This window comes from Paenibacillus hunanensis (assembly GCF_034055775.1).
GTDB lineage: Bacteria > Bacillota > Bacilli > Paenibacillales > Paenibacillaceae > Saccharibacillus > Saccharibacillus hunanensis.
On record NZ_CP139194.1, the window covers coordinates 4,657,465 to 4,680,849 of the forward strand.

Consider the following 23,385-nt stretch of genomic DNA (forward strand, 5'->3'; position numbering starts at 1 on the left):
TGGCTCTATACATGCACCTGACCTGAGTATAACGACATATGAAAATAATTCATTTGGGGTGATTTCATTGAAAAAGATTACGCATCGTCTGTCCTTTACGCTTGCCCTTATGTTGATCATGGTTACCATCCTGTCTGCCTGCTCCTCTGACACAGATGATGCTGCCAGCACCGTCGCTGCTGACGGTCGCAAATCCGGTGAAAATGGATTTATCGCTAACCGCGATGTAACAGGACGTATCTTCCTCGAAGGTGACGGCGCACAATTGCCTGATGATCAGGTCAATAACCCGGTTGCCCAGAAAATCAAAGAAAAAACCGGGATGACGATGAACTGGCAATCCAGCGGTGCCGCTGACGGTCTGCAAGAGCTGACGGTTGCACTCGCTACTGGCGATCTGCCTGATGTGATCGAAGCGTATCTGGATCATGGGGGTCGTCCAGAAATGCCGGTTCTGCTCAAAGCAGCGCGTGAAGGCATGTTCACCGATCTGCGTCCATATCTGGAAAACACGAAGGTGCTGAAAAACTATCTCGATCCGGACTTTTTACCACGTGATACACGTGAGAACATCATGTTCCGTCCAGACTTCGATGGCAAAGTATACTTCATTCATATGAACATCCCTGCTAAAAATACAACAGATGCTGACCGTATTCACTATCGCGGTGGCATGTGGATTCGCGCCGATATCGCTAAAGCGCTGAATGTAGACCCAACCTCTATCAAAACACAGGATGACCTGTTCAATCTAGCGATGAAGATCAAAGCGGGCAACTTCAAAGACAATAACGGTAAACCTATTACAGTCATCGGCCCTCGTAAATGGGGCGGTCAGGTCGTAAGCAGCCTGTTCAAAAACTACGACTTCGGTAACGGTACCCAATTCGATGTACAGGATGGCAAGGTCAAACACGTAGCTGAAACCGACTACGCACTAAAAAGCATCGATTTTGTTCAAAAGCTACTGAAAGCTGGTCTGCTTGATAAAGAAGCATTTAACATGGACGGTGTGCGTGCAGAGGAAGCATACAACAATGGCTCCTATGCGATCTCGCCTTATATGAACATCGCACCAGATTCCCTGACCATGTTCGAGAAAACAAAGTATTTGCCAATGGATCAAATGTACAACTACAAAGGCGAGGATGCGATCTACGAAAAAGCAAAATCCGGTAGTCAGGTATGGGCGATTCCAGCCACGACCAAAAATCCAGAGCAAATCGTACAGTTCGCTGATTATCTAGCAAGTAAAGAAGGTAAAGCACTGTGGAACTACGGTATTGAAGGCGAAGATTACAAGATCAATGATAAAGGTCAGTACATTTTCACAGACAAAGTGCTGTCGATCCTGAACAATAGCCCGCAGGATGAGCGTAATACGATCCCTTACTTCTGGGGCAGCCTGCTCGGTAAAACAGATGTGAACAACAATAAAGACTTTGGTGAATTGATCCGTGGCGCTAATTCCCAGCCAGATCGTTATAAGCTGTATTTTGAGCTGATGAACTATGGCAATCCGAAGTACAAATACTGGGATGGTTACACCGCTGCGTCCTATCTGTCCGAAGTACCAGACATCGAGGCTTCGCTGAAGCCTGTACTCGATTCGTATAAGGACGTGCTTGTGCAAGCCTTCTTTGCTAAAGACATGACTGAAGCGACGAAGATTTTGGATGATTATCGTGCACAGCTCAAAGCGGCTGGCGTAGAGCAATACGAGCAATATCTGCAACAGAAATATGATAAAGATCCTAGCTCGGTTGTTTTCTACATCGACGCATTCTTCTGATCGACGAAGCTATGATGAGTTAGATTCATATTTTCATCCCTTCTGTAGCTGGAGCGAGCTTGACTCGCTCCGGTATATGGACAGGAAACGGAGGTTATACGGATGGATCAACATGCTGTAGGCAAAACGCCTCTTAACGAACGCATCGCAACGATTGTCAACTACATTCTGCTTGCGTCATTATCGATTATTATTTTGCTGCCACTCGTTAACATTCTGGCGCTGTCCTTCAATGATGGTAAAGATGCTTCACTCGGCGGAATCGCTTTCTGGCCGCGGATATTCAGCGTGTCCAACTATATCGAAGTGTTCAAAAATCCAGCTGTGATTAACGGTTTGGAAGTGACCCTTTTCCGTACGATTGTCGGTACGGCGGTAAGTGTATTACTAACCGCAATGGCTGCCTTTGCACTGAAAAATCGTAATCTGCCGGGCGTTGGTATTGCGAGTATGTTTATCGTCTTCACGATGCTGTTCAACGGCGGGATTATTCCCTTTTTCATGGTGCTGAAAATGTTCCACCTGAACAATACGATCTGGGTGTACATTATCCCTACTCTGTATAGCGCATGGAATCTGATTCTTGTCCGTACATTTTTCCAATCGATCGATCCAAGTATGGAGGAATCCGCGAAGATCGATGGTGCACATGATTTTCAGGTGCTATTCCGCATTTATTTTCCACTCAGTATGCCAGTGCTCTCGGTAATCTGCCTGTTCAACGGGGTCATGCACTGGAATGACTGGTTCTCCGGTGCCTTTTATGTGACCGATGAGAAGCTACGTCCACTGCAAACCGTGCTCCAGCAGATGCTGACTGCCGCAGAAGCAATGCGTAAAAATCTGTCGATGAACGCGATGATGAGCGCATCGAGCACGGTAACGAGCGAATCGATGAAGATGGCGATGGTCATCATCTCGATTGTACCGATTGCTAGCATTTATCCGTTTATTCAGAAATATTTTGTACAGGGCATTATGGTCGGTTCAGTAAAAGGCTGATTCCAGTCCAAATTTGAGCACGTCATGCCTTTAACTTAAATGGGGGATGTTCATTGGATAACAAACAATATGATGTCGTCTCCATCGGTGATGCCAATATCGATCTGATTGTGGCGGGAAGCGACCATTTACCTGAACCGGGACAAGAAGTATTTGTAAGCAATATGCTCGTGCATATCGGCGGCGGCGCAGCATTATTCTCGATGGCAGTCGCCAAGCTGGGCTTAAAAGTCGCCTTTAACGGTGTGCTGGGACAGGATTATTATGGACAGTTCATTCTGGATGAGTTCAGTGAGCTGAATATCGATACGACCTATATCCGGCAAAGTCAGCATAATAATACGGGCATCTCCATTGCCCTTAATCCTGAGCAAGACCGCTCCTTTATTACGTACATGGGCTCTAATAGCGAGGTGCGAATGGAAGACCTGCACGAAAATAGTATGAAGTACGGTCGTCATGTGCATATGACAGGCTATCAGGGTAGTCGTAATCACGATGCTTATCTAGCGATGATTCGTAAAATCAAAAGCTTTGGCACAACGATCTCATTTGACGTGGGCTGGGACGATACTGGTGAATGGTACAGCGGTATTTTCGAGATTATGCGCGAGGTGGATGTATTTTTCCTGAATGAGCTGGAGGCGCTCCATTACTCCGATTGCTCTGATATTCGTCAGGCGATTGCGCTCATGTCGAAGCAGTCTTCCCATCTGGTTGTAAAAATGGGCTCCCGTGGTGCCGTGTCGATCCAGAACGGTCAGCAGACGTATCGTTCTGCCTATACAGTCACTGCGGTCGATACGACAGGCGCAGGTGATAGCTTTAATGCAGGCTATATGTACGGTGTATTGACCGGCAAGCCAGCTGGCGAATGCCTGCAATATGGCAATGCGTGCGGCGCACTATCTGTATCTGCCTATGGCGGCAATACCGGGATTCCTGATCATGCAGGCGTAGCAGCCTTTATTCAAAATCATTCCACACAAGTAGTCGACGACTGGGAAGTTATTGCCTGATGACAGAGGAGGAGCTTCATGTTTTTTACAGAGGAGAAATTAAAAAAGCGGATGGAACAGCTTGGCCCACTGCGTTATCGAGAACCATTTCCGATCGAACAATTCGAAGCATTAGAAGATAAGGCAGGCAAGAATGGCGTCTATCCGCAGCATAAAGAAGCGGATAGCGCTGCGTACACAATGAAAAAAGGAGAAACCTGGACAGGCAGAGATCGCTACTTGTGGCTCTCTGCCTGTATCTCCATTCCGGCAAAATGGGCGGATCGCACAGTGGTCGGCCTATTTGACTTTGGTACGACGGAGGATGGAAACAATGTAGGCTTTGAGGCGCTTGCGTATTGGAATGAGCATCCGTATCAGGGTGTGGACAGCAATCATATCGAGATGATTCTGCCTGCTGCTTATACCGGCGAAGCCAAGCTCGATTTTCGCCTCTGGTCAGGCTTGGAGGGTGGCGGCGTGCCACGTGAGGCAACGCATACGATTCGTGATTCGCGGATCGGCTGGTTAGATCATGCGACCGATCGGCTCTATTATACGTCCAAAGCGATCCTGCAAACGATCGCGATTTTACCCGAATCCACGTATGAAAAATCTCTGCTCACCAAGCTGTTGAATCAGACATTACTCAAGCTGGATTGGTCTGTGCCTGGCTCGGACGCTTTTTATACGTCAGTAGCTGAAGCGGATGATCATCTCAATATCAGGCTGGAGGAGATCAAGCAGGAGCATCCGGTGCTCGTGACGACTGTAGGACATACCCATATCGATGTAGCATGGCTATGGCGATTAAAGCATACACGCGAAAAGGCGGCACGCTCCTTCTCTACTGTGCTACGCCTGATGGAGCATGATCCCGATTATATTTTCCTACAAACTCAGCCGCAATTGTATGAATATATCAAAAATGACTACCCTGAGCTATACGAGCGGATCAAAGAACGCATTGCCGAGGGTCGCTGGGAAGCTGGCGGCGGGATGTGGGTGGAAGCGGATTGCAATCTGACCTCTGGTGAATCACTGGTGCGTCAGTTCTTGCTTGGCACACGCTTTTTCAAACAGGAATTTGGTGTGGCGAGCCGTTATTTATGGCTGCCCGATGTGTTCGGCTATAGCTGGGCATTACCGCAAATTTTACGTAAATCAGGCTTTGATACGTTTATGACGACGAAGATTAGCTGGAATCAGGTGAACCGGATGCCACGCGATACTTTCCGCTGGCGCGGCATGGACGGTTCGGAGGTGCTGACCCATTTTATTACGACACCGGATGACTGGGAAGGTGGCAATTCCTTCTATTATACGTACAACGGTCATGTGAAGGCAGATACGGTGCAGGGTGTATGGAATAGCTATCAGGACAAGGAAGCGAACCAGAATATGCTGATCGCCTACGGATTCGGTGATGGTGGCGGTGGGGTGACACGCGAAATGCTAGAGCTGCGTCGTCAGCTGGATCGCATTCCGGGGATTCCAGCAGTCAAAAGCGGACGTGCTGATGATTATTTTGTACGTTTACAGCAGACGTTCCAGCACACCGATAGCTATGTGCATACGTGGGATGGCGAGCTATATCTGGAATATCATCGCGGTACGTATACAAGTCAGGCGTACAACAAGCTATTGAACCGCCGATTGGAGCTGCTCTATCGTGAAACGGAATGGCTGCATACATTGCGTGCAGCGGTCACAGGCGATTGGTCAGCTTATCCGGCAAGTGAACTAGAAGAAGGCTGGAAAATTATTTTGCGTAATCAATTCCATGATATTATTCCGGGTTCATCGATTGCTGAGGTGTATGAGGATAGTACGATCGAATATGCCGAAGCCGAACGGATTGGGCGCAATGCATGGGCAACAGCAGCTGGTGCAACATTACCCATAGCTGCGTTGTCCTCCTCCCTTCGCTCGCAAGAAAATGTAGCAGCAACAGGAACGAAGTCAAGCGTAAGCAACACACAGTCGATGATCGATGAAAAGACTCCAAGTGATACCGATCATAACGGGTACGATAACACAGTTGCTAATCTTGCTTCTAAACAAGATATGTCCATAGTGGCTGGTGGGCGCGAAGCTCATACTGCTGACGCTGTTACTCATGCTCACCCAACCACATCGGGCGAGCTGACTGTGCTGAACAGCTCTTCGTGGTCGCTCACTCCACTCGTCCATATTCCGTTGAACCAATGTGCACAAGGGAACTATGTATGGAGTGATCAGACAGGTCAACCCTTATCTGCGCAGCAAACAGCAGATGGCTGGCTTGTACAGGCTACTACGGTTCCTGCTCTTGGCTGGAGCACCATTCATTACGCGGAGTCGACAGCGACAACGTCTGAAGCAACCACAGCTGACGACAGCATAGACGCATCTACGAGTGCAGCTATCGATGGGACTGCACATGCAACTCCCAATACCAATGTGAATGCCAGTATAGATGCGCCGATGGATGCGAAGGCAGCAGAGGTATTTTTCCACTATGCAGAGGGTAAGCTGATGACTCCTCATTATGAGCTGGAATGGAATGATAACGGACAGCTGACACGTATTACGGATCGACAATATCACCGCGAGGTGCTGGCTACAGGGGAACGTGGCAATGTACTACAGCTGTTTGAAGATAAGCCGATGAATTTTGATGCGTGGGATATTGATATTTTTTATGGGGAGCGTATGGACGAGATTACCGCGCTAAGCAGTGTAAGACTGGTTGAATCCGGCGCACTGCGCGCGATCGTAGAATTCGTCTGGGGCTATGAGGATACACGGATTGTACAGCAAATGATCGTTTACACAACGAGCCGCCGCATTGACTTTGTAACGGATGTCGATTGGAAGGAACGGCAGAAGCTGCTTAAAGTTGCCTTTCCAGTGCAAATTCGCGCGACTGAAGCCACGTATGATATTCAGTTTGGCAATGTGAAGCGTCCGACGCACTGGAATACGAGCTGGGATTGGGCACGCTTTGAAAGTGTTGGGCATCAGTGGGCGGATCTGTCGGAGCGTAGCTATGGCGTCAGTCTGCTGAACGATTGCAAATATGGCTATGATATCAAGGATCATACGATGCGTCTGTCCCTGCTCAAATCAGCCATTCATCCCGATCCGATGGCAGATTACGGACAGCATCACTTCACCTATTCACTCTATCCGCATGGTGGAGATTGGCTGGATGGCGGCACCGTACAGGAAGCATGGCAGTTGAATGCGCCAGCTGTGACCATTCCGGCGGAGCAAGCCTTGATTCAAGAGCAATCAGTCACCCGTAACTCGACGTCAAATCTAGTATCAAGCTGCAATCAAGCCGCCTTTTCCCTGTTCCGCTTCTCCGCAGAGCATGTAATCGCAGATGCGATCAAAAAAGCGGAGGATTCAAGCTCGATTATTTTACGGATTCATGAATATGGCGGGATGCGTACACCGCTAGCGATTGAAAGTGATCTGAACATCGTTTCATGGCAGGAATGTAGTCTGATGGAGGAGCCGATTGGTGAAGCACAGCTTGGTCCGATTGAGATTACGATCACGCCATATGAGCTGCGTACCCTCCTGATTACAGTACAGGAGGTGTAGACGATGACGCTAATCGATACACCGCTCACACTCACGCCAGCGATGGAGCAATATGTACAGCGGATAGAGCAGCAGCTAGAGGATTTTCCCGATGTACAACGAATGTTCCGCGGCTGTTATGCCAGTACGTATGAAACGACAATTCGTGTGATGGAGGATGGAAGCTCCTTCGTCATTACTGGCGATATCCCGGCAATGTGGTTACGAGATTCGGCAGCACAGGTGCGGCATTATTTGCCACTGGCTGCGGAGGATACGGAGCTGAGTGAGCGTATTGCTGGACTGATTCGCAGGCAGTTATTTTGTATTAGCCTTGATCCATATGCCAATGCGTTCAATCCTGAGCCGAATGATGCTCGTTATGATGAGGATCTGACAGAGCTGACGCCGTGGATCTGGGAACGAAAATATGAGATCGACTCCCTCTGCTATCCGATTCAATTAAGCTATCTGTTCTGGCGGCATACCGGGCGAACGGATTTGTTTGATACGAGCTTTTATCAGACGATGCACCGCATTATCGATCTATGGATCGTTGAGCAGCGGCATGATGAACGCTCGCCGTATCACTTTATCCGTGAGCATTGCCCACCGTCTGATACACTGCGAAATGAGGGACGCGGCATGCCGACCTCCTATACCGGTATGACCTGGTCTGGCTTCCGTCCAAGTGATGATGCGTGTACATTCGGCTATTTGATCCCGTCGAATATGTTCGCTGTCGTGGTGCTTGGCTATATGGCAGAGATTGCGCGCGAAATCTATAACGATGAACGCCTGATGGCACGCGCGCAGAGGCTACAGGAAGAAATCGAATTCGGCATTGAGCATTATGGCACAGTACTGCATCCAACTTATGGTAAAATCTACGCGTACGAAACAGACGGCCAGGGCAATCATCATCTGATGGACGATGCCAATGTACCGAGCCTGCTATCGATTCCGTATCTCGGCTATCGCGACGCAGATGACGCTGTCTATCAAAATACACGCCGTTTTATTTTGAGTGAGGATAATCCGTATTATTTTACCGGCACAGCTGCTAGTGGAATCGGCAGTCCGCATACACCGCCATCGTATATCTGGCATATTGCGCTATCGATGCAAGGCTTAACGTCCACTGATCCTGAAGAAATGAAGCAGCTGCTCCACTGGCTGTCTACGACACACGACGGTACAGGCTTGATGCACGAAGGCTTTCACAAAGATGATCCAGCGCAATATACAAGGCCATGGTTTGCCTGGTCGAATAGTATATTCGCTGAATTCGTTATTCGTTTCGTTGAACGATGTGACAAGGAGGAATAGACCCGCTTATGACCTTTTTCATTCCGAATTTTCATCAACAGCTCGATGTACTGCATATGAATCGTGAGCCTGCGCGTGCCTATTATATTCCTTATGCAGATCAGCAGGCTGCCAACTCAGGAAAACGCAACCGTTCTCCCTTTTACCGTTCACTCAATGGAGACTGGCAATTCCGTTATTATGATTCCGTTCGTCAGGTAGAATCTGAATTCTGGCAGACTGCTGGTGCTGGTGCTGGTGCTGGTGCTGGTGCTGGTGCTGGTGCTGGTGCTGGTGCTGACAAAATGATATCACCTGCTAGCGATGCATGGAATACACTGACCGTGCCCTCCTGCTGGCAGCGTCATGGATATGATCAACAGCATTATACGAATCTGAACTATCCTTTCCCTTGCGATCCACCACATATTCCGACTCGTAACCCCGCAGGTGCTTATGTGCGTGAATTCGAGCTACCGGATGACTGGCAAGCACGGGAAACGTATGTCGTATTTGAAGGTGTGCTATCGTGTGCCTATGTATGGGTAAATGGTGCATTCGTCGGCTATAGTCAGGGCAGCCGTGTGCCAGCGGAATTCCGCCTTACGCCGTATCTCAAATCAGGCATGAATCAGATGGCGGTACTGGTACTCAAATGGTGCGATGGCTCCTATCTGGAGGATCAGGACATGTGGCGGTATAACGGAATTTTCCGCGATGTGTATCTGCTGAGTCGTGCTTCAAGTCATATACGTGATGTGTTTGTGAAGCAGACGCTCACTCGCGCTGCGACAGGAGATTATACAGCGGCTACTTTGCAAATCGAGCTGGATTATGAGCATATTGCCTACCATGCTGGGGCACTGGATGCGTTAAGTCATTCCTTTGCCGAAGCGATCAATCCAGCTACAGATGTAACCTCCGATTCAGATGCTGCTTCTGCACAGCTCGCCTCCCCAGCTTCTGGTTCTGGTTCTGGTTCTGGTTCTGGTTCTGGTTCTGGTTCTGGTTCTGGTTCTGGTTCTGGAGAAAGTGTATCCGAGCTCGCCCTGCCAATCAAGTTCATGGTGCTTGCGCCAGATGGTACGATCGTTGCGCATACACAGCAAGCTGCCAATGATTTGACGGAAGCCGTAAACATACAGCTGAGCTGGAATAATCCTGTTCTGTGGAATGCGGAGACACCGGAGCTATATCATTTGTATATTGAGGCGGCTGGTGAGGTGCTGCATTTTGCGATTGGTCTGCGAGAAGTGACGATCAGTGAACAGGGTGTGTTCATGATCAACAGGCAGCCGATCAAGCTCAAGGGTGTGAATCGCCACGATACACATCCGGTGCTGGGACATACGGTACCACTGGAGCATATGATCGACGATCTATTGCTCATGAAGCGGCATAATATCAATACCGTGCGTACAGCACATTATCCGAACGACCCACGCTTTTTAGAGCTATGTGATCGGTACGGATTTTATGTAATCGATGAAGCGGATCTGGAGTGTCATGGTATCGGAATTCCAGAAAGCTTTGGCCCCGGTGCCTTTCACCAGCTATCCGCTAATCCAGATTGGGAGCAGGCTTTTGTCGATCGCGCTGTGCGGCTAGTCGAGCGCGACAAGAACTTTAGCTCGGTAATTATGTGGTCGATGGGCAATGAATCTGGCTATGATCGCAACCATATCACGATGGCACGCTGGACAAGGGAACATGACGATTCGCGTCCCGTTCATTATGAGGGCGCAGCACCCGGATACAAGGGTCATCCCGATACCTCGGTGCTGGATGTGGAAAGTCGTATGTATTCCTCGCCCGTAGAAATAACGGAATATGCTATTCATCCAGATAGCCACAAACCGTTATTCCTTTGCGAATATAGCCATGCGATGGGCAATGGCCCGGGCGATCTGAAAGCCTATTGGGATGCGATCTATGCTCAACCGCTATTAATGGGCGGCTGTGTATGGGAATGGGCAGATCATGGGATTCAGCAACAGGATGCGCTGGGACGCATCTATTATGCGTACGGTGGCGATTTTGGCGATACACCGAATGATGGCTCCTTTTGCATCGATGGATTAGTTTCTCCGGATCGCAAGCCACATCCCGGATTACTGGAGCTCAAGCAGATTATGGCTCCGGTATGGATGGAGCAGGATCTCCAGTCTCAACAGGACGGTGAGGATGATCTCGATTCCACTTTATCCTTGCGTATACACAATCGATACGACTTTATCCATCTAGATCATCTGCTACTCGACTGGATTGTAGAGGACGAGGGCATATTGCTAGCACAGGGACAAATAGAGCTACCGACGATTGCTCCGCATGATTCTGCGTTGCTGGACTGGACATTGCCTGCTGAGTCTGTAGCCCGGACACGCTTTGCCATTTCAGATCGCTCGCCAAGCTCCAACAGAGCAGCCCATACATTAGGGCAAAACAGCTATGTAACGTTCCGTCTACGTCAACGTGGCAGCACAGCCTGGGCAGATACAGGGTATGAGATTGCCTTTTTCCAATTTACGCTGGATGGAATGAAGGTAGCTGACGTTACGGATCATTCTGGGAGAGATACGACTTCGACTTCCACTGCACTGATCCATGCACAACCGCTAACTGTAACAGAACATCAGGGTGTGCTTCATATTACTGGAGATCGCTTCCGCTACGAATACGATCTGGTCGAAGGCGTATGGCAACAGCTACAGCGTCAGGACACGTTATTGTTGGATGCGCCATCCTCCTTTGCCGTGTGGCGCGCGCCGATCAGCAATGACATGAATATCGAGGAAAAATGGCGAGATATCGGAATGGATCGATTGCATACGAAAACATATGCTTCCACCTGGAGCGAGCAGGAAGAGGACACGATTCAGATCACTACCTCCTTCTCACTCGGTGCAATCGCTCAATATCCCCTTGTTCGTGGCGAAGCACAGTGGATCATACATCGTAGTGGGCTCATTCAACTCAAGCTGCATGCTAATGTGTTAGAAACAGCACCATTTCTGCCGCGCTTTGGATTGTTGTTGCCGCTCAAGATGGGGATGGAGCATGTGACGTACTTTGGACGTGGACCGCATGAGAGCTATGTGGATAAGCACCATAGTACACGCTTGGGTCGGTATCGCTGTACGGTGGACGATTTATTTTACAATTATGTCGTACCGCAGGAAAATGGTTCACGTACCGATACGAGCTGGCTGACGATTACCAATTCGCTGGGTGTGGGTCTGTATGTGAGCGCGCCGAAGCGCTTTTCGTTTAACGCGTCACATTATACGCCAGCTGATCTAACCGCAGCCACGCACACGTATAAGCTACAGCCGCGTGCCGAGACGTATTTGCATGTAGATTATAAAATGAGTGGGGTTGGCTCGAACTCATGTGGACCGGAATTGGCAGAAGCGTATCGGTTGCAGGAGAAGGAATTCCAGTATGAGCTGGATATTGTTCCGATGGTGCTGGAGGATGGTTGGGTAGGTAAGTAGTTCGATTTTAGTTCGGGTTCGGGTTCGGGTTCGGATAAATGGTAATTCGCAATCTCTTTCGGATCAGTATAATCTAGTAATAACAAAAAGCGTCAACACCATTTAAGTACAGGTGTTGACGCTTTTCTTTTTCCGATGCTAGTTGCCATTATTTCTTGTACTGCTTCAATTGTTTTTAGTTACTAGCTTTTGAGGATGCAGAACATTACTCTAAAATAACCAATTACAGCATATCCACCACTTTCGCAATAACTGCCGCCATTTCCTCACGTGTTACTGCCTGCTTAGGACGGAAGTTCTGATCGTCATAGCCCTTCATCAATCCAAGTGCCTGTACCTTCGCAATACCCTGAACTGCCCAGGTCGACATTTTCGAAGCGTCCTTGAATGTGACATTGGTTGCCGGCGTGCCTGTAGTTACGGAATCTGGCAGCATACGCCCAATCAATGTAGCCAGCTGTTCTCGTGTCACCTGACCGTTACCGTTGAAGCTGTCACTATTGCCTGTCATGATACCCTGACTCACTACAGCCTGTACATAAGGCTGTGCCCAATCAGGAGTATTCGCTGAGGAGGCTGGTGAACCCTGTGACGGAGCATTCACATCCAGGCGCAATGTTTTCGCTAAAATAACAGCCATTTCGTAGCGATTAATTGCCTGCTTTGGATTGTAATTCCCCTGCGTATCTCCCTGCACAATACCAAGACTCATCAGCTTCATAACTGGCGCGACTGCCCAGCTCTTCACTACATCAGCAGGCTTCACCGCCTGCTCGCTATTGATGACCGATGTCCATGAACCCGCTGGAACATCTGCTTTCAGCGTCGTGCCATCACTCGTTGTCGGAACGGCAATCCATTTATCCCATTTGGCATCATAATAATGGACAAATGTATTCGCTGTTGGTGCTACTGGTGCTGGCAAGCTCACTGTACCGGATGATGCAAGCTGCGGCGTAGTCAGCATAGACGCGTTCGATGCTGGCGGCGTTGGCTTATCGTTTCCAGTGTTGGAAGCTGGTGGATTGCTACCAGCTGGTGTGTCGGTCGTTGAGCCTGGTTGTGGCGTTGTCGTTGGAGGTGTAGAAGAACCACCTGTGCCTCCACCACCAGTAGATGGACTGGTTGTAGAAGGCTTTTTATCGTCATCTGGCTTGCTGGATTGTACAGTTCGGAAGCTCCAGCCTGTAGAGTCGGTTGCTGTAGCGCCATTATTAGCTAAATCTGAGAACATTCCAGATGACACATGCACAGAATACGTATGACCTGCCTGTAGATTTGAAATCGTTAAATGGTACAAATCTTGCATGCTGTAGTCTTCGGTATGACTTAAATTAGCATGATCTGCAACCACCAGTTGCCCGCTAGACGCTTCGATATGCGCAATCACTTTAGATTGATCTGTATCGTCCCATACCTCTATCGTCCCTTTGTCTATCTTCACTAGCTCGTCAAAACGAAGCCAGCCTCCACTGTTTTGGCTGTAGTCGAACGTCATTTTTGGCGCAGTCAGATCGACAGTTCGGAATATCCATCGGAATGGCTCCATTGAACCATCACTTATTTGCCCCATATGATCCACAAAGGCTCCTGACGTTACGGTAATATAGTACAGATCATCTTCTTCTAAATTATGCTGAGGAGTGACCTGAATCGCAGAACCACCACTCAACCATGTATAGCTTGCTCCAGACAGCTGACCGTCGTGAATTACAAGGTATTCTCCATGCTCTGGGTTTTCAGCGTTATAGATTTCAATTTCTCCTCGCTGACCTAACTGCATATTTTTATTGAAATAAATTGTAAGCTTAGGACGCAGCGGAGTTCCATATCCCTCTATTCGCTCTATATTGACACCATATACTTTTGGCTTACTTGTATCTGCTACACGGAAACTCCATTCCTCTCCTACTGTACCAACATAACGATTATCATCCATGTCAACAAACATTCCAGATGAAATATGCACAGAATACTTATGATCTTTTTGAATGTTGGCAATGGTTAGATTATACAGACTGCTGAAATTATAATTGTCTGTATAGCTCAAATTAGCATGATCTGTAACCACCAGTTGTCCGCTCGACGCTTCGATATGTGCGACTACTTTGGAATGATCCGTTTCGTCCCATACTTCTATCGTTCCTTTGCCTACCTTCACCAGTTCATCAAAACGCAGCCAGCCTCCACTATTTTGGCTGTAGTCGAACGTCATCGTCGGTGCAACCGAATCCGCTACCGTTGTAAAGTCCCAGCCGTCTCCATAATCCGAGCTTTTAATCGGTCTTCCCCAATTGTCGATAAAGGCTCCAGAAGTGAAGCTAACATAATAATGTTGTTTATACTTCAGCTCCTGCTGGGGCACAAAATTGAATACCGAGGCCATCCCGCTCAGCTTCGCTGACTCTTCCGGACTTAACCATGTATAGCTTGCTCCAGATAGCTGACCATCATGAATGGTCAAACGCTGTACGGGTGTTTCGTCGTGCCCGTATTCATAAATCCGAAGTTCTCCGTCCTGCCCCAGCTTCATTGGTTTAGTAAATCGTACCTGAAGCGGTGGACGCAGCGCTTCTCCCTCCAGCTGGTGTAACCCATAATTCGCACGCATCCCATTATCTGTCACATGGAAGCTCCAGCCTTCCGGTGATGTTCCTGGATACAGATTCCCCTCCGTATCGGCAAACATGCCGGAGCTAATATGCAAGGAATACGTATGACCATCCTCCAGATTCACTGTGAAGAGCTTAAACACATCTGTCGATGTTTGCCCGTTCATGCCTCGTACACTGTACGCTCCAGGTTGTGAGTAATAGTTATACGACGCATTGTCGAATACGACTTTACCATCTACAACCTTCACATACATTTTGACTCGAGATGGATCAGTCTCATCCCAGATTTCCAGTTGTCCCGTTTGCAAATGGACATCTTCATTAAATCGCAAATAGCCCTCTGTGCCCGATGCGTACTCCGATTTGCTGTAATCATCTTTCAGGTCAAAGGTCATCGTCGGTGCAACCGAATCCGCTACCGTTCCAAAATTAAATCCTGTACTTGAATGAGCTTCAATCCCTCGACCCCACTTGTCTATAAATGCTCCTGACGTGAAGGTGATGTAATAATTCGTGTTGTATTTCAGATCCTGTTGCGGGATCAGATTCACTACCGAAGCCATACCACTGAGCTTCGCCGCTTCTTCCGAGCTTAACCATGTATAGCTTGCTCCCGACAACTGACCATCATGGATCACGAAACGCTGAGTTGGCGTTGTGAAATTATTGTATTCATAAATCTGAATTTCCCCGTTTTGTCCTAGCTTCATCTCTTTCTCAAACTTCACTTGAATGGCTGGACGTAGAGGCTGTCTTCCTTGGGGTGGAGTCACCCAATAGTCACTATTCATCCCATTATCCGTCACATGGAAGCTCCAACCTTCTGGCGGTGTTTCCTGATATAAATGCCCTTCTACATCAGCAAACATACCGGAGGTCATATGCAACGAATACGTATGATTATCTCGCAGCTTCGATGTGAATAATTGATATACATTATTCGGCTCCCAACCGCCCATTCCTTGTAAGCTTGTAATACCACTCGTCCAATAATATCGGCCTCCTAAGGCGTTATTGGATACTATTTTTCCGTCCACTGCCTTCATATAGGTGATCGGTTGCGATGGATCCGTCTCATCCCAAATTTCCAATTGTCCCGTGTTCAAGCTTACTTTTTCGCTAAATCGTAAGTATGCCTCACTCCATGCGTTAGGAGCTACTCCATAATCATCTTTCATCTCCACTGTTATCTTCGGTGAAATCGTTGTAAAATCAAGCGTTCCGCCTACATGAGAAGCTTCGATCCCTCTACCCCAGTTATCAATAAACGCACCCGAGGTAAAGGTAATATAATAATCCCTGTTATACTTTAGCTCCTGCTGCGGTGCAAAATTGAATACAGACGGCACTCCACTTAGCTTAGCGGCTTCTTCTGGACTTAACCATGTATAGCTTGCTCCGGATAAATGTCCATCTCGAATCGTCAGTCGCTGAACTGGTGTTTGTAAATTCTCACGGTCATAAATCTGAATTTCGCCGTTTTGTCCCAACTTCATCGGTTTATAAAATTGCACCTGAACCGATGGACGTAGCGGTTGTCTATCTTCTAGTGGAGTTATTGAATAGTCACTACGCATGCCATTATCCGTCACATGAAAGCTCCAGCCTTCTGGTGATGTTCCCTGATACAGATTTCCATCTGTATCCGCAAACATGCCAGAGCTAATGTGCAAGGAATACGTATGACTATCTTCTAGTTTGATCATGAATAATTTGAATTTATCTGTAGAGGGCTGACCATCCATGCTTTGGATACTGTATGCTCCAGGGTACCAGTTATAGTTATACGACGCATTGTCAAATACGACTTTACCATCTACAACCGTCACATACATTTTGTATCGAGATGGGTCTGTCTCATCCCAGATTTCCAGTTGTCCCGTTTGCAGATGGACATCTTCATTAAATCGCAAATAGCCCTCTGTGCCCGATGCATACTCCAATTTACTGTAATCGTCTTTCAGATCAAAGGTCATCGTCGGTGCAACCGAATCCGCTACCGTTGTAAAGTCCCAGCCGTCTCCATAATCCGAGCTTTTAATCGGTCTTCCCCAATTGTCGATAAAGGCTCCAGAAGTGAAGCTAACATAATAATGTTGTTTATACTTCAGCTCCTGCTGGGGCACAAAATTGAATACCGAGGCCATCCCGCTCAGCTTCGCTGCCTCTTCCGGACTTAACCATGTATAGCTTGCTCCGGATAGCTGACCATCATGAATGGTCAAACGCTGTACGGGTGTTTCGTCGTGCCCGTATTCATAAATCCGAAGTTCTCCGTCCTGCCCCAGCTTCATTGGTTTAGTAAATCGTACCTGAAGCGGCGGACGCAGCGCTTCTCCCTCCAGCTGGTGTAACCCATAATTCGCACGCATCCCATTATCTGTCACATGGAAGCTCCAGCCTTCCGGTGATGTTCCTGGATACAGATTCCCCTCCGTATCGGCAAACATGCCGGAGCTAATATGCAAGGAATACGTATGGCCATCCTCCAGATTCACTGTGAAGAGCTTAAACACATCTGTCGATGTTTGCCCGTTCATTCCTCGTACACTGTACGCTCCAGGGTACCAGTTATAGTTATACGACGCATTGTCGAATACGACTTTACCATCTACAACCTTCACATACATTTTGACTCGAGATGGATCGGTCTCATCCCAGATTTCCAGTTGCCCCGTTTGCAAATGGACATCTTCATTAAATCGCAAATAGCCCTCCGTGCCGGATGCGTACTCCAATTTGCTGTAATCGTCTTTCAGATCAAAGGTCATCGTCGGTGCAACCGAATCCGCTACCGTTGTAAAGTCCCGGCCGTCTCCATAACCCGAACCTTTAATGGGTCTTCCCCAATTGTCGATAAAGGCTCCAGAAGTGAAGCTAACATAATAATGTTGTTTATACTTCAGCTCCTGCTGGGGCACAAAATTGAATACCGAGGCCATCCCGCTCAGCTTCGCTGCCTCTTCCGGACTTAACCATGTATAGCTTGCTCCAGATAGCTGACCATCATGAATGGTCAAACGCTGGACAGGTGTTTCGTCGTGCCCGTATTCATAAATCCGAAGTTCTCCGTCCTGCCCCAGCTTCATTGGTTTAGTAAATCGCACCTGAAGCGGTGGACGCAGCGCTTCTCCCTCCAGCTGGTGTAACCCATAATTCGCACGCATCCCATTATCTGTCACATGGAAGCTCCAGCCTTCCGGTGATGTTCCTGGATACAGATTCCCCTCCGTATCGGCAAACATGCCGGAGCTAATATGCAAGGAATACGTATGACCATCCTCCAGATTCACTGTGAAGAGCTTAAACACATCTGTCGATGTTTGCCCGTTCATTCCTCGTACACTGTACGCTCCAGGTTGTGAGTAATAGTTATACGACGCATTGTCGAATACGACTTTACCATCTACAACCTTCACATACATTTTGACTCGAGATGGATCAGTCTCATCCCAGATTTCCAGTTGCCCCGTTTGCAGATGGACATCTTCATTAAATCGCAAATACCCCTCCGTGCCCGATGCGTACTCCGGTTTGCTGTAATCGTCTTTCAGGTCAAAGGTCATTTGAGTTGGGATCGAATCGAACATAGGACGAATTAGCCAAGGATACTGATCGTTTACACTATAGGTACCTCTATTCCATTTATCAACGAAAGCGCCTGATGTAAACGAGACACCGTACTCCGTATTGAATTTCAGGGCTGATTGTGGAGAAATTTCTAATAAAGAGGCCATGCCACTAATTGCCTCAGCTTCTTCAGAACTTAACCAGACTGAAGTAGCTCCTGACAGTTGTCCATTGTGAATGATTAAGCGCTGACTCGGTGTAGAATGACCCATTTCGTAAATCCGAATTTCTCCCTGTTGACTCATTGTTACTTTTTTATCAAACTTCAGCTTTATCGTTGGATGGGCTGGTGTGCCTTTTTGTCCAGTCAATATTCCGAATAATGGATCCTGACCTGTATCTATAATATTGAAATGCCAGCCTTCCTTAGATGTTCCAGCATATGGATTTCCCGCCTCATCTACAAACGTGCCAGAGGATACATGTAATGAATAGCTATGATCTTCTCTCGAATCATACATTGGCAATACAAATAGATCATCCCACGTGGAATAGTTCGAGCTGTGCAAGCCATGTCCAAACTCTTTCACCTGCCCGCTCAATACTTCAGCATGTATAAACACCTTAGTTTGCTTCGTTTCATCCCATACTTCTATTGTGCCTGTATTCAGCCGCACGGGTTTACTAAATTGTAGCCGCAAGAAATTCCCGGTATCGGAATAGCTAAAATCATCCGTAGGAGCGACCGGATCTTTAATCGTATGGAACATCCAGCTATAAGCAATTGTTTTACCGCTCGTACCTCTCCCAGTACTATCAACAAAGGCTCCCGAGGTAAAGGTAACATAATAACTGGTGTCATAATCTAGCTGAGATGGAGGGGTGATTTGTACGATGGAGGATGCTCCACTGAATCTCTGGACCTCCTGATCGCTTAACCAGGTAGAGCTTACTCCAGACAATAATTCTCCATCACGAATCGTTAGCGTTTGTTCACGCATCGATGGATCAAAGCTATGAATCTTAATTTCACCCTGCTGACCTAGCTTCATCTTTTTGTTAAAGCCAATGGTCAATGGCGAATTAATCGGTATATCGCCTTCTCTTGGAGATAACAACGAGAATGTAGCCTGTTGACCATTATCTGTAAACTGGAAATCCCATCCGTCTTGCGGGGTACCATTATAAGAGTTGCCGTCTATGTCTGTAAACATACCAGAAGATATATGTACAGCATATGTACCGCCTTCTCTCAAATTCGAGAGTGACAACATATATAGATCATTCCATGTAGAATGATCAGAGCTGCGCAAGTTCTCATTGCCGTTTACAATTTGTCCATTCGATACTTCAATATGTGTCATAACTCGAGATGAATTCGTCTTATCGCGAACCTCTAGTGTGCCTGTATTTAATCGTACTGCTTCACTAAACTGCAAACGTAAAAACCCATCATTGTACTTGCTGTAGTTAAATTCAGCTGTAGGTGGTATTGTATCCGTAACTGCCATCGTATATACGTTATCACTAACCGTATTCGTACTTGTAGCTCCTTCACTCTGCTCCTGCTCTGTTAATACCTCTGCTGCATGCGCATAGTTCGTCACCATCGGAATAGACATATTTCCAAGCTGCAAGATCGTCAAGCTGACGCTGATCGCTTTTGTCGTTTGCTCCCATTTTGCTAAACGTAATTTCTTTCTCTTTGCCATTATGTTGCCCCTTTATTCTCTATAATTTTGGCTTATTGTGGTTTAGCAGCGAGTGCTGTAAGCATCTCGGTGTACATTGGATGAATTTGCTGTTCAACCTGTCCAGCATGATTGAGGAAGTCTACATAATAACGCAGGATCAATCCCGTCTTTCGAACTGGATCACGCTCTTTCAAGACATTTTCAACCTGACTGTACAGAAGCTCGTATTGTGCTCGGCTCGCAGGAATAAGTAATAGCTTGGAATACAGATTACCAAGCCAGCGATCAAATGTCGCATCAAATACAGAAAACAATTGCTGCAATGGCTCTCGCTCCCCGCGATTTGCGTACCCTTGCATATCTTTAAAAATGTGCTGTAATTCTTCGACTGACTTATTTAGCTTTTGGCGCTCCATCTGAAGCAGCTGCATCCGATCCGGCAACGTAGCTGACCATTCATTCGCCTCAGGATGCTGTAGCCAGTTAGCATCAATCGTATTTGGTTTAAGATCATTCGCTCTTATGTCCTGCAATGACCTGAATAGAGTGCCTTCAATATGGGCGCCGCCCTGTGTCGTATTAAAAATCTGGGCCTTGCCGAACATACGGATATAAACTTCCATTTCCTTTTTCATACTGAGAAAAGCGGGATTGCTCTCTACGACTTCTCCTTGCACACCTCGAGTCTGTACGACGGGAGCACCTTCAAAATAATGTACAGGATCAATATGATCAATATGCTGTGCGTATCGTAATGCTCCTTTATAAGCGAAATTTTGACCGACTAGAATGATCGGCCCTGCGCCCATCATGCACAGTAGCTGTAAGGTAATAATTGCAATCGAAGAAGCATCATATACAACAGGTAACCCCGTCTGTGCAGCAGGCAAAAAGTAAGATGCAATCGTATCCTGACTCGTAATCATATGCCATTTGGGTCCCGGATAATTCCCCAAATCGATCCCACCTACTGACGAGCCAAATATAAGTGGAATATCGTCGATTCCTTGCTCCATCACCTGCTTGACCACGACACCGTTACCTGGATTCGGGTCATAGCTGCATATCGCATCCGGATGTATCCCATAATGAATTAATGTAGATAAAGCTGAGCCGACAGCTAGAATGTAGGCAGAACGCTCCTGCTTGATCATTTTCAAGTGCTCCATCTCTTCATTCAACGAAGGTCCTGCCGAGACGATAATAACGGGCTTATTGTAGAAGTGTTCTCGCTTTTGTAAGATGTTAGGCGTACTCCTTACATACTGAAAATTACGGAGGCTGTTGCTGAGCCAGAACACACTAAATTTATTACTGATTTGCAAATTACCATGCTTTCCCTTGAGCGTGTTGGACAATAGAGTGTTAAAAACCTGCTTTTCCTGCTCAAATACATGTGTATACGCGGAAAGTGCACAACTAGAAATCGTACCCGGTGTCCGATCCACAAACCCTCTCAGATGTTTCGCCAATTCCTGCTCATCATCACCCACAAACAAATTCCGCCACTGATCCATGTTCCATTCATCCAACACTGCATGTTTAGCGAATTGCTGGAAAACCTCCACGCTCGGCTCATAAATAGAAAATGGAATATGCGGAAATTGCCGCTGAAATTGCAAAATATGATGTCCCATGCCCATCCCAAAAAACATCATATGATCGATCGATGCATCCTTTAATTGTAAAAATAAATCATGTGCTTCCTGCCAGGGAGATTCCTCATTATGTATGGTGGCTTCTCGGTTGCCATAACGGATATACAAATTGCTATTATTGCCTGTATGAATAGGCTCAATTTCAATCGCTTTCGCCTGCGAACTCCTTCCCTGTAAGATGTCATCCAAATGTGGAAATTTCGTTTTTATTATATGATTATTTTTTAAGGCTCCCATTTCATCCTCACTTTCTTATAATTTCAAAAAATTCCTTCTATTAATTGGATTATAATAAACTGCTAATCCTTACTATTATTAATCGGAAAAAATTGCGTCTTTTTTAGCGCTATTTTTTTTATTTGATTCCAGCACAATGAAAACCCTTTCATTTTTCTTCATATACATGTATGCTGAAGTTAATGACGCTAGCAAAATTACCCTTATCCATCTTCGTCACGCTATTTGGGCTGATCCAGCATGTTGGAGTCGAATTTCACGCAACCATAAATGTGAGATTGGAGGTTATCTATGTCCACTTCCTTTATTTCTCCGGAATGGGGTCTCAGTGTATCGGAAACCGTTTGCCCGGATGTACAGACATCGGTTAATCTGCTCGGGATTCATATGCGCGAGGTTAGCCGCGACTGGGAATGTCCGAGCCATGCGCATCATCAGTATGAGATCAATTATGTGCTTCAAGGGACACAGCAAATGAAGATCGGGGATTACAGCTATGTACAGCAGGCTGGTGATCTAGTTATTTTGCCTCCAGGGGTCAATCACATGAGTCGCAGCATTAGCGAAGGAACGCTGGTGTATGTATGCATTCATTTTGAAATGAATGATCGTGTATTCCTGTCCTTGCTGGAGCGAACCAATCAATTGATTTTCCGCAAAAATAGCCTGGCAGCCAGACAGATCGAGCCCTGCATTATGAAGCTCGTACAGGCAGCCGAGCATGGTGGACAGCATATGATCACTCGCCGCATTCGTTTGCAGGCGGCATCATTCGAGCTGTTCAGTGTGCTGTGGGAGATTTTGCTGAACGAAGCAGCGCAGGCGTCTCCATCGACGTATGCCCATATGGAGCTGGCTCACCAGATTGCTGCCCGTTTACAAGCGATTGTCAGCCGTAATCTGACGGAGGAAGAGCGTCCAGAATCGCATTATGGCATCGACGATATTGCGGCTGAGCTGGGTATCAGTCCGTCACATTGCAACCGCATTTTCCATCAGGTATTTGCGATTTCCCCGCGCAGCTATTTATCCAATCTGGTCTTACACAAGTCCAAGCTACTGCTCGCCGATCCGCATATGTCCATTCAGGATATTGCAACTACACTCGGTTACCGGGATATTGCACATTTCAGCCGTCAATTCAAACGCTGGTCTGGCATTTCGCCAAGTCATTATCGTAAAACACAGTTGCATATGAGTCAGCCGCTTGAAGCAGGTGTGTAATGCATTCCGGCAATCTACAAGGGTAAATGATGTTCATCAGGAACAGGCTACCCACTTCTAATGTAGAATCGTCTGAGCGGCTGTCCGATATTTGCTAGCGTTTATACCGTATATCGCATGCAGCCGGGCAGACGTGGCGCTATTGCCCGGTTTTTTTGTTTCGTTTAACCTGTTTTTGTCATGGCACTTCAGGCACCATTACCCATTCGATTATGGAGGA

Annotated in this window: 9 protein-coding genes; 7 read left to right on the top strand and 2 right to left on the bottom strand. The window is 47.1% G+C overall.

Going from position 1 to position 23,385, the window contains the following annotated elements; translation table 11 throughout:
• Positions 1-67: 67 nt before the first annotated feature.
• The 6 genes from SK066_RS18895 (at position 68) to SK066_RS18920 (ending at position 12,167) form a co-directional block, all read left to right on the top strand.
• Complete coding sequence (locus SK066_RS18895; protein WP_320542636.1) at positions 68-1,792, top strand: extracellular solute-binding protein; 1,725 nt, start codon at positions 68-70, stop codon at positions 1,790-1,792.
• A 102-nt stretch (positions 1,793-1,894) separates the two neighbouring features.
• The gene (locus SK066_RS18900; protein ID WP_188773375.1) at positions 1,895-2,794 is read left to right on the top strand and encodes a carbohydrate ABC transporter permease; all 900 of its coding nucleotides are present in this window, start codon (positions 1,895-1,897) and stop codon (positions 2,792-2,794) included.
• 53 nt (positions 2,795-2,847) lie between these two features.
• On the top strand, positions 2,848-3,813 hold the full coding sequence (locus SK066_RS18905; RefSeq protein ID WP_320542637.1) for a carbohydrate kinase family protein: 966 nt from the start codon (positions 2,848-2,850) through the stop codon (positions 3,811-3,813).
• A gap of 18 nt (positions 3,814-3,831) precedes the next feature.
• A complete protein-coding gene (locus tag SK066_RS18910) occupies positions 3,832-7,386 on the top strand; it encodes an alpha-mannosidase (RefSeq protein ID WP_320542638.1) in 3,555 nt (1,184 codons plus the stop codon).
• Between the two features lie 3 nt (positions 7,387-7,389).
• Positions 7,390-8,694, top strand: coding sequence for a glycoside hydrolase family 125 protein (locus tag SK066_RS18915; RefSeq protein WP_320542639.1), 1,305 nt, complete (start codon positions 7,390-7,392; stop codon positions 8,692-8,694).
• A gap of 8 nt (positions 8,695-8,702) precedes the next feature.
• Positions 8,703-12,167 (top strand): glycoside hydrolase family 2 TIM barrel-domain containing protein, encoded by a 3,465-nt coding sequence (locus SK066_RS18920; RefSeq protein WP_320542640.1) that lies wholly within the window; start codon positions 8,703-8,705, stop codon positions 12,165-12,167.
• Positions 12,168-12,390: 223 nt separating this feature from the next.
• Here SK066_RS18920 and SK066_RS18925 read toward each other — a convergent pair whose 3' ends face one another.
• Positions 12,391-20,064, bottom strand: a complete 7,674-nt coding sequence (locus SK066_RS18925) for an S-layer homology domain-containing protein (RefSeq protein ID WP_320542641.1) — start codon at positions 20,062-20,064, stop codon at positions 12,391-12,393.
• A 32-nt stretch (positions 20,065-20,096) separates the two neighbouring features.
• The gene (locus SK066_RS18930; RefSeq protein ID WP_320542642.1) at positions 20,097-21,893 is read right to left on the bottom strand and encodes a motility associated factor glycosyltransferase family protein; all 1,797 of its coding nucleotides are present in this window, start codon (positions 21,891-21,893) and stop codon (positions 20,097-20,099) included.
• A 339-nt stretch (positions 21,894-22,232) separates the two neighbouring features.
• Between SK066_RS18930 and SK066_RS18935 the strand changes: the two genes are divergently transcribed.
• Positions 22,233-23,165: a helix-turn-helix transcriptional regulator gene (locus tag SK066_RS18935; RefSeq protein ID WP_188778488.1), complete on the top strand. Its 933-nt coding sequence runs from the start codon at positions 22,233-22,235 to the stop codon at positions 23,163-23,165.
• The last annotated feature ends 220 nt before the right edge of the window (positions 23,166-23,385 follow it).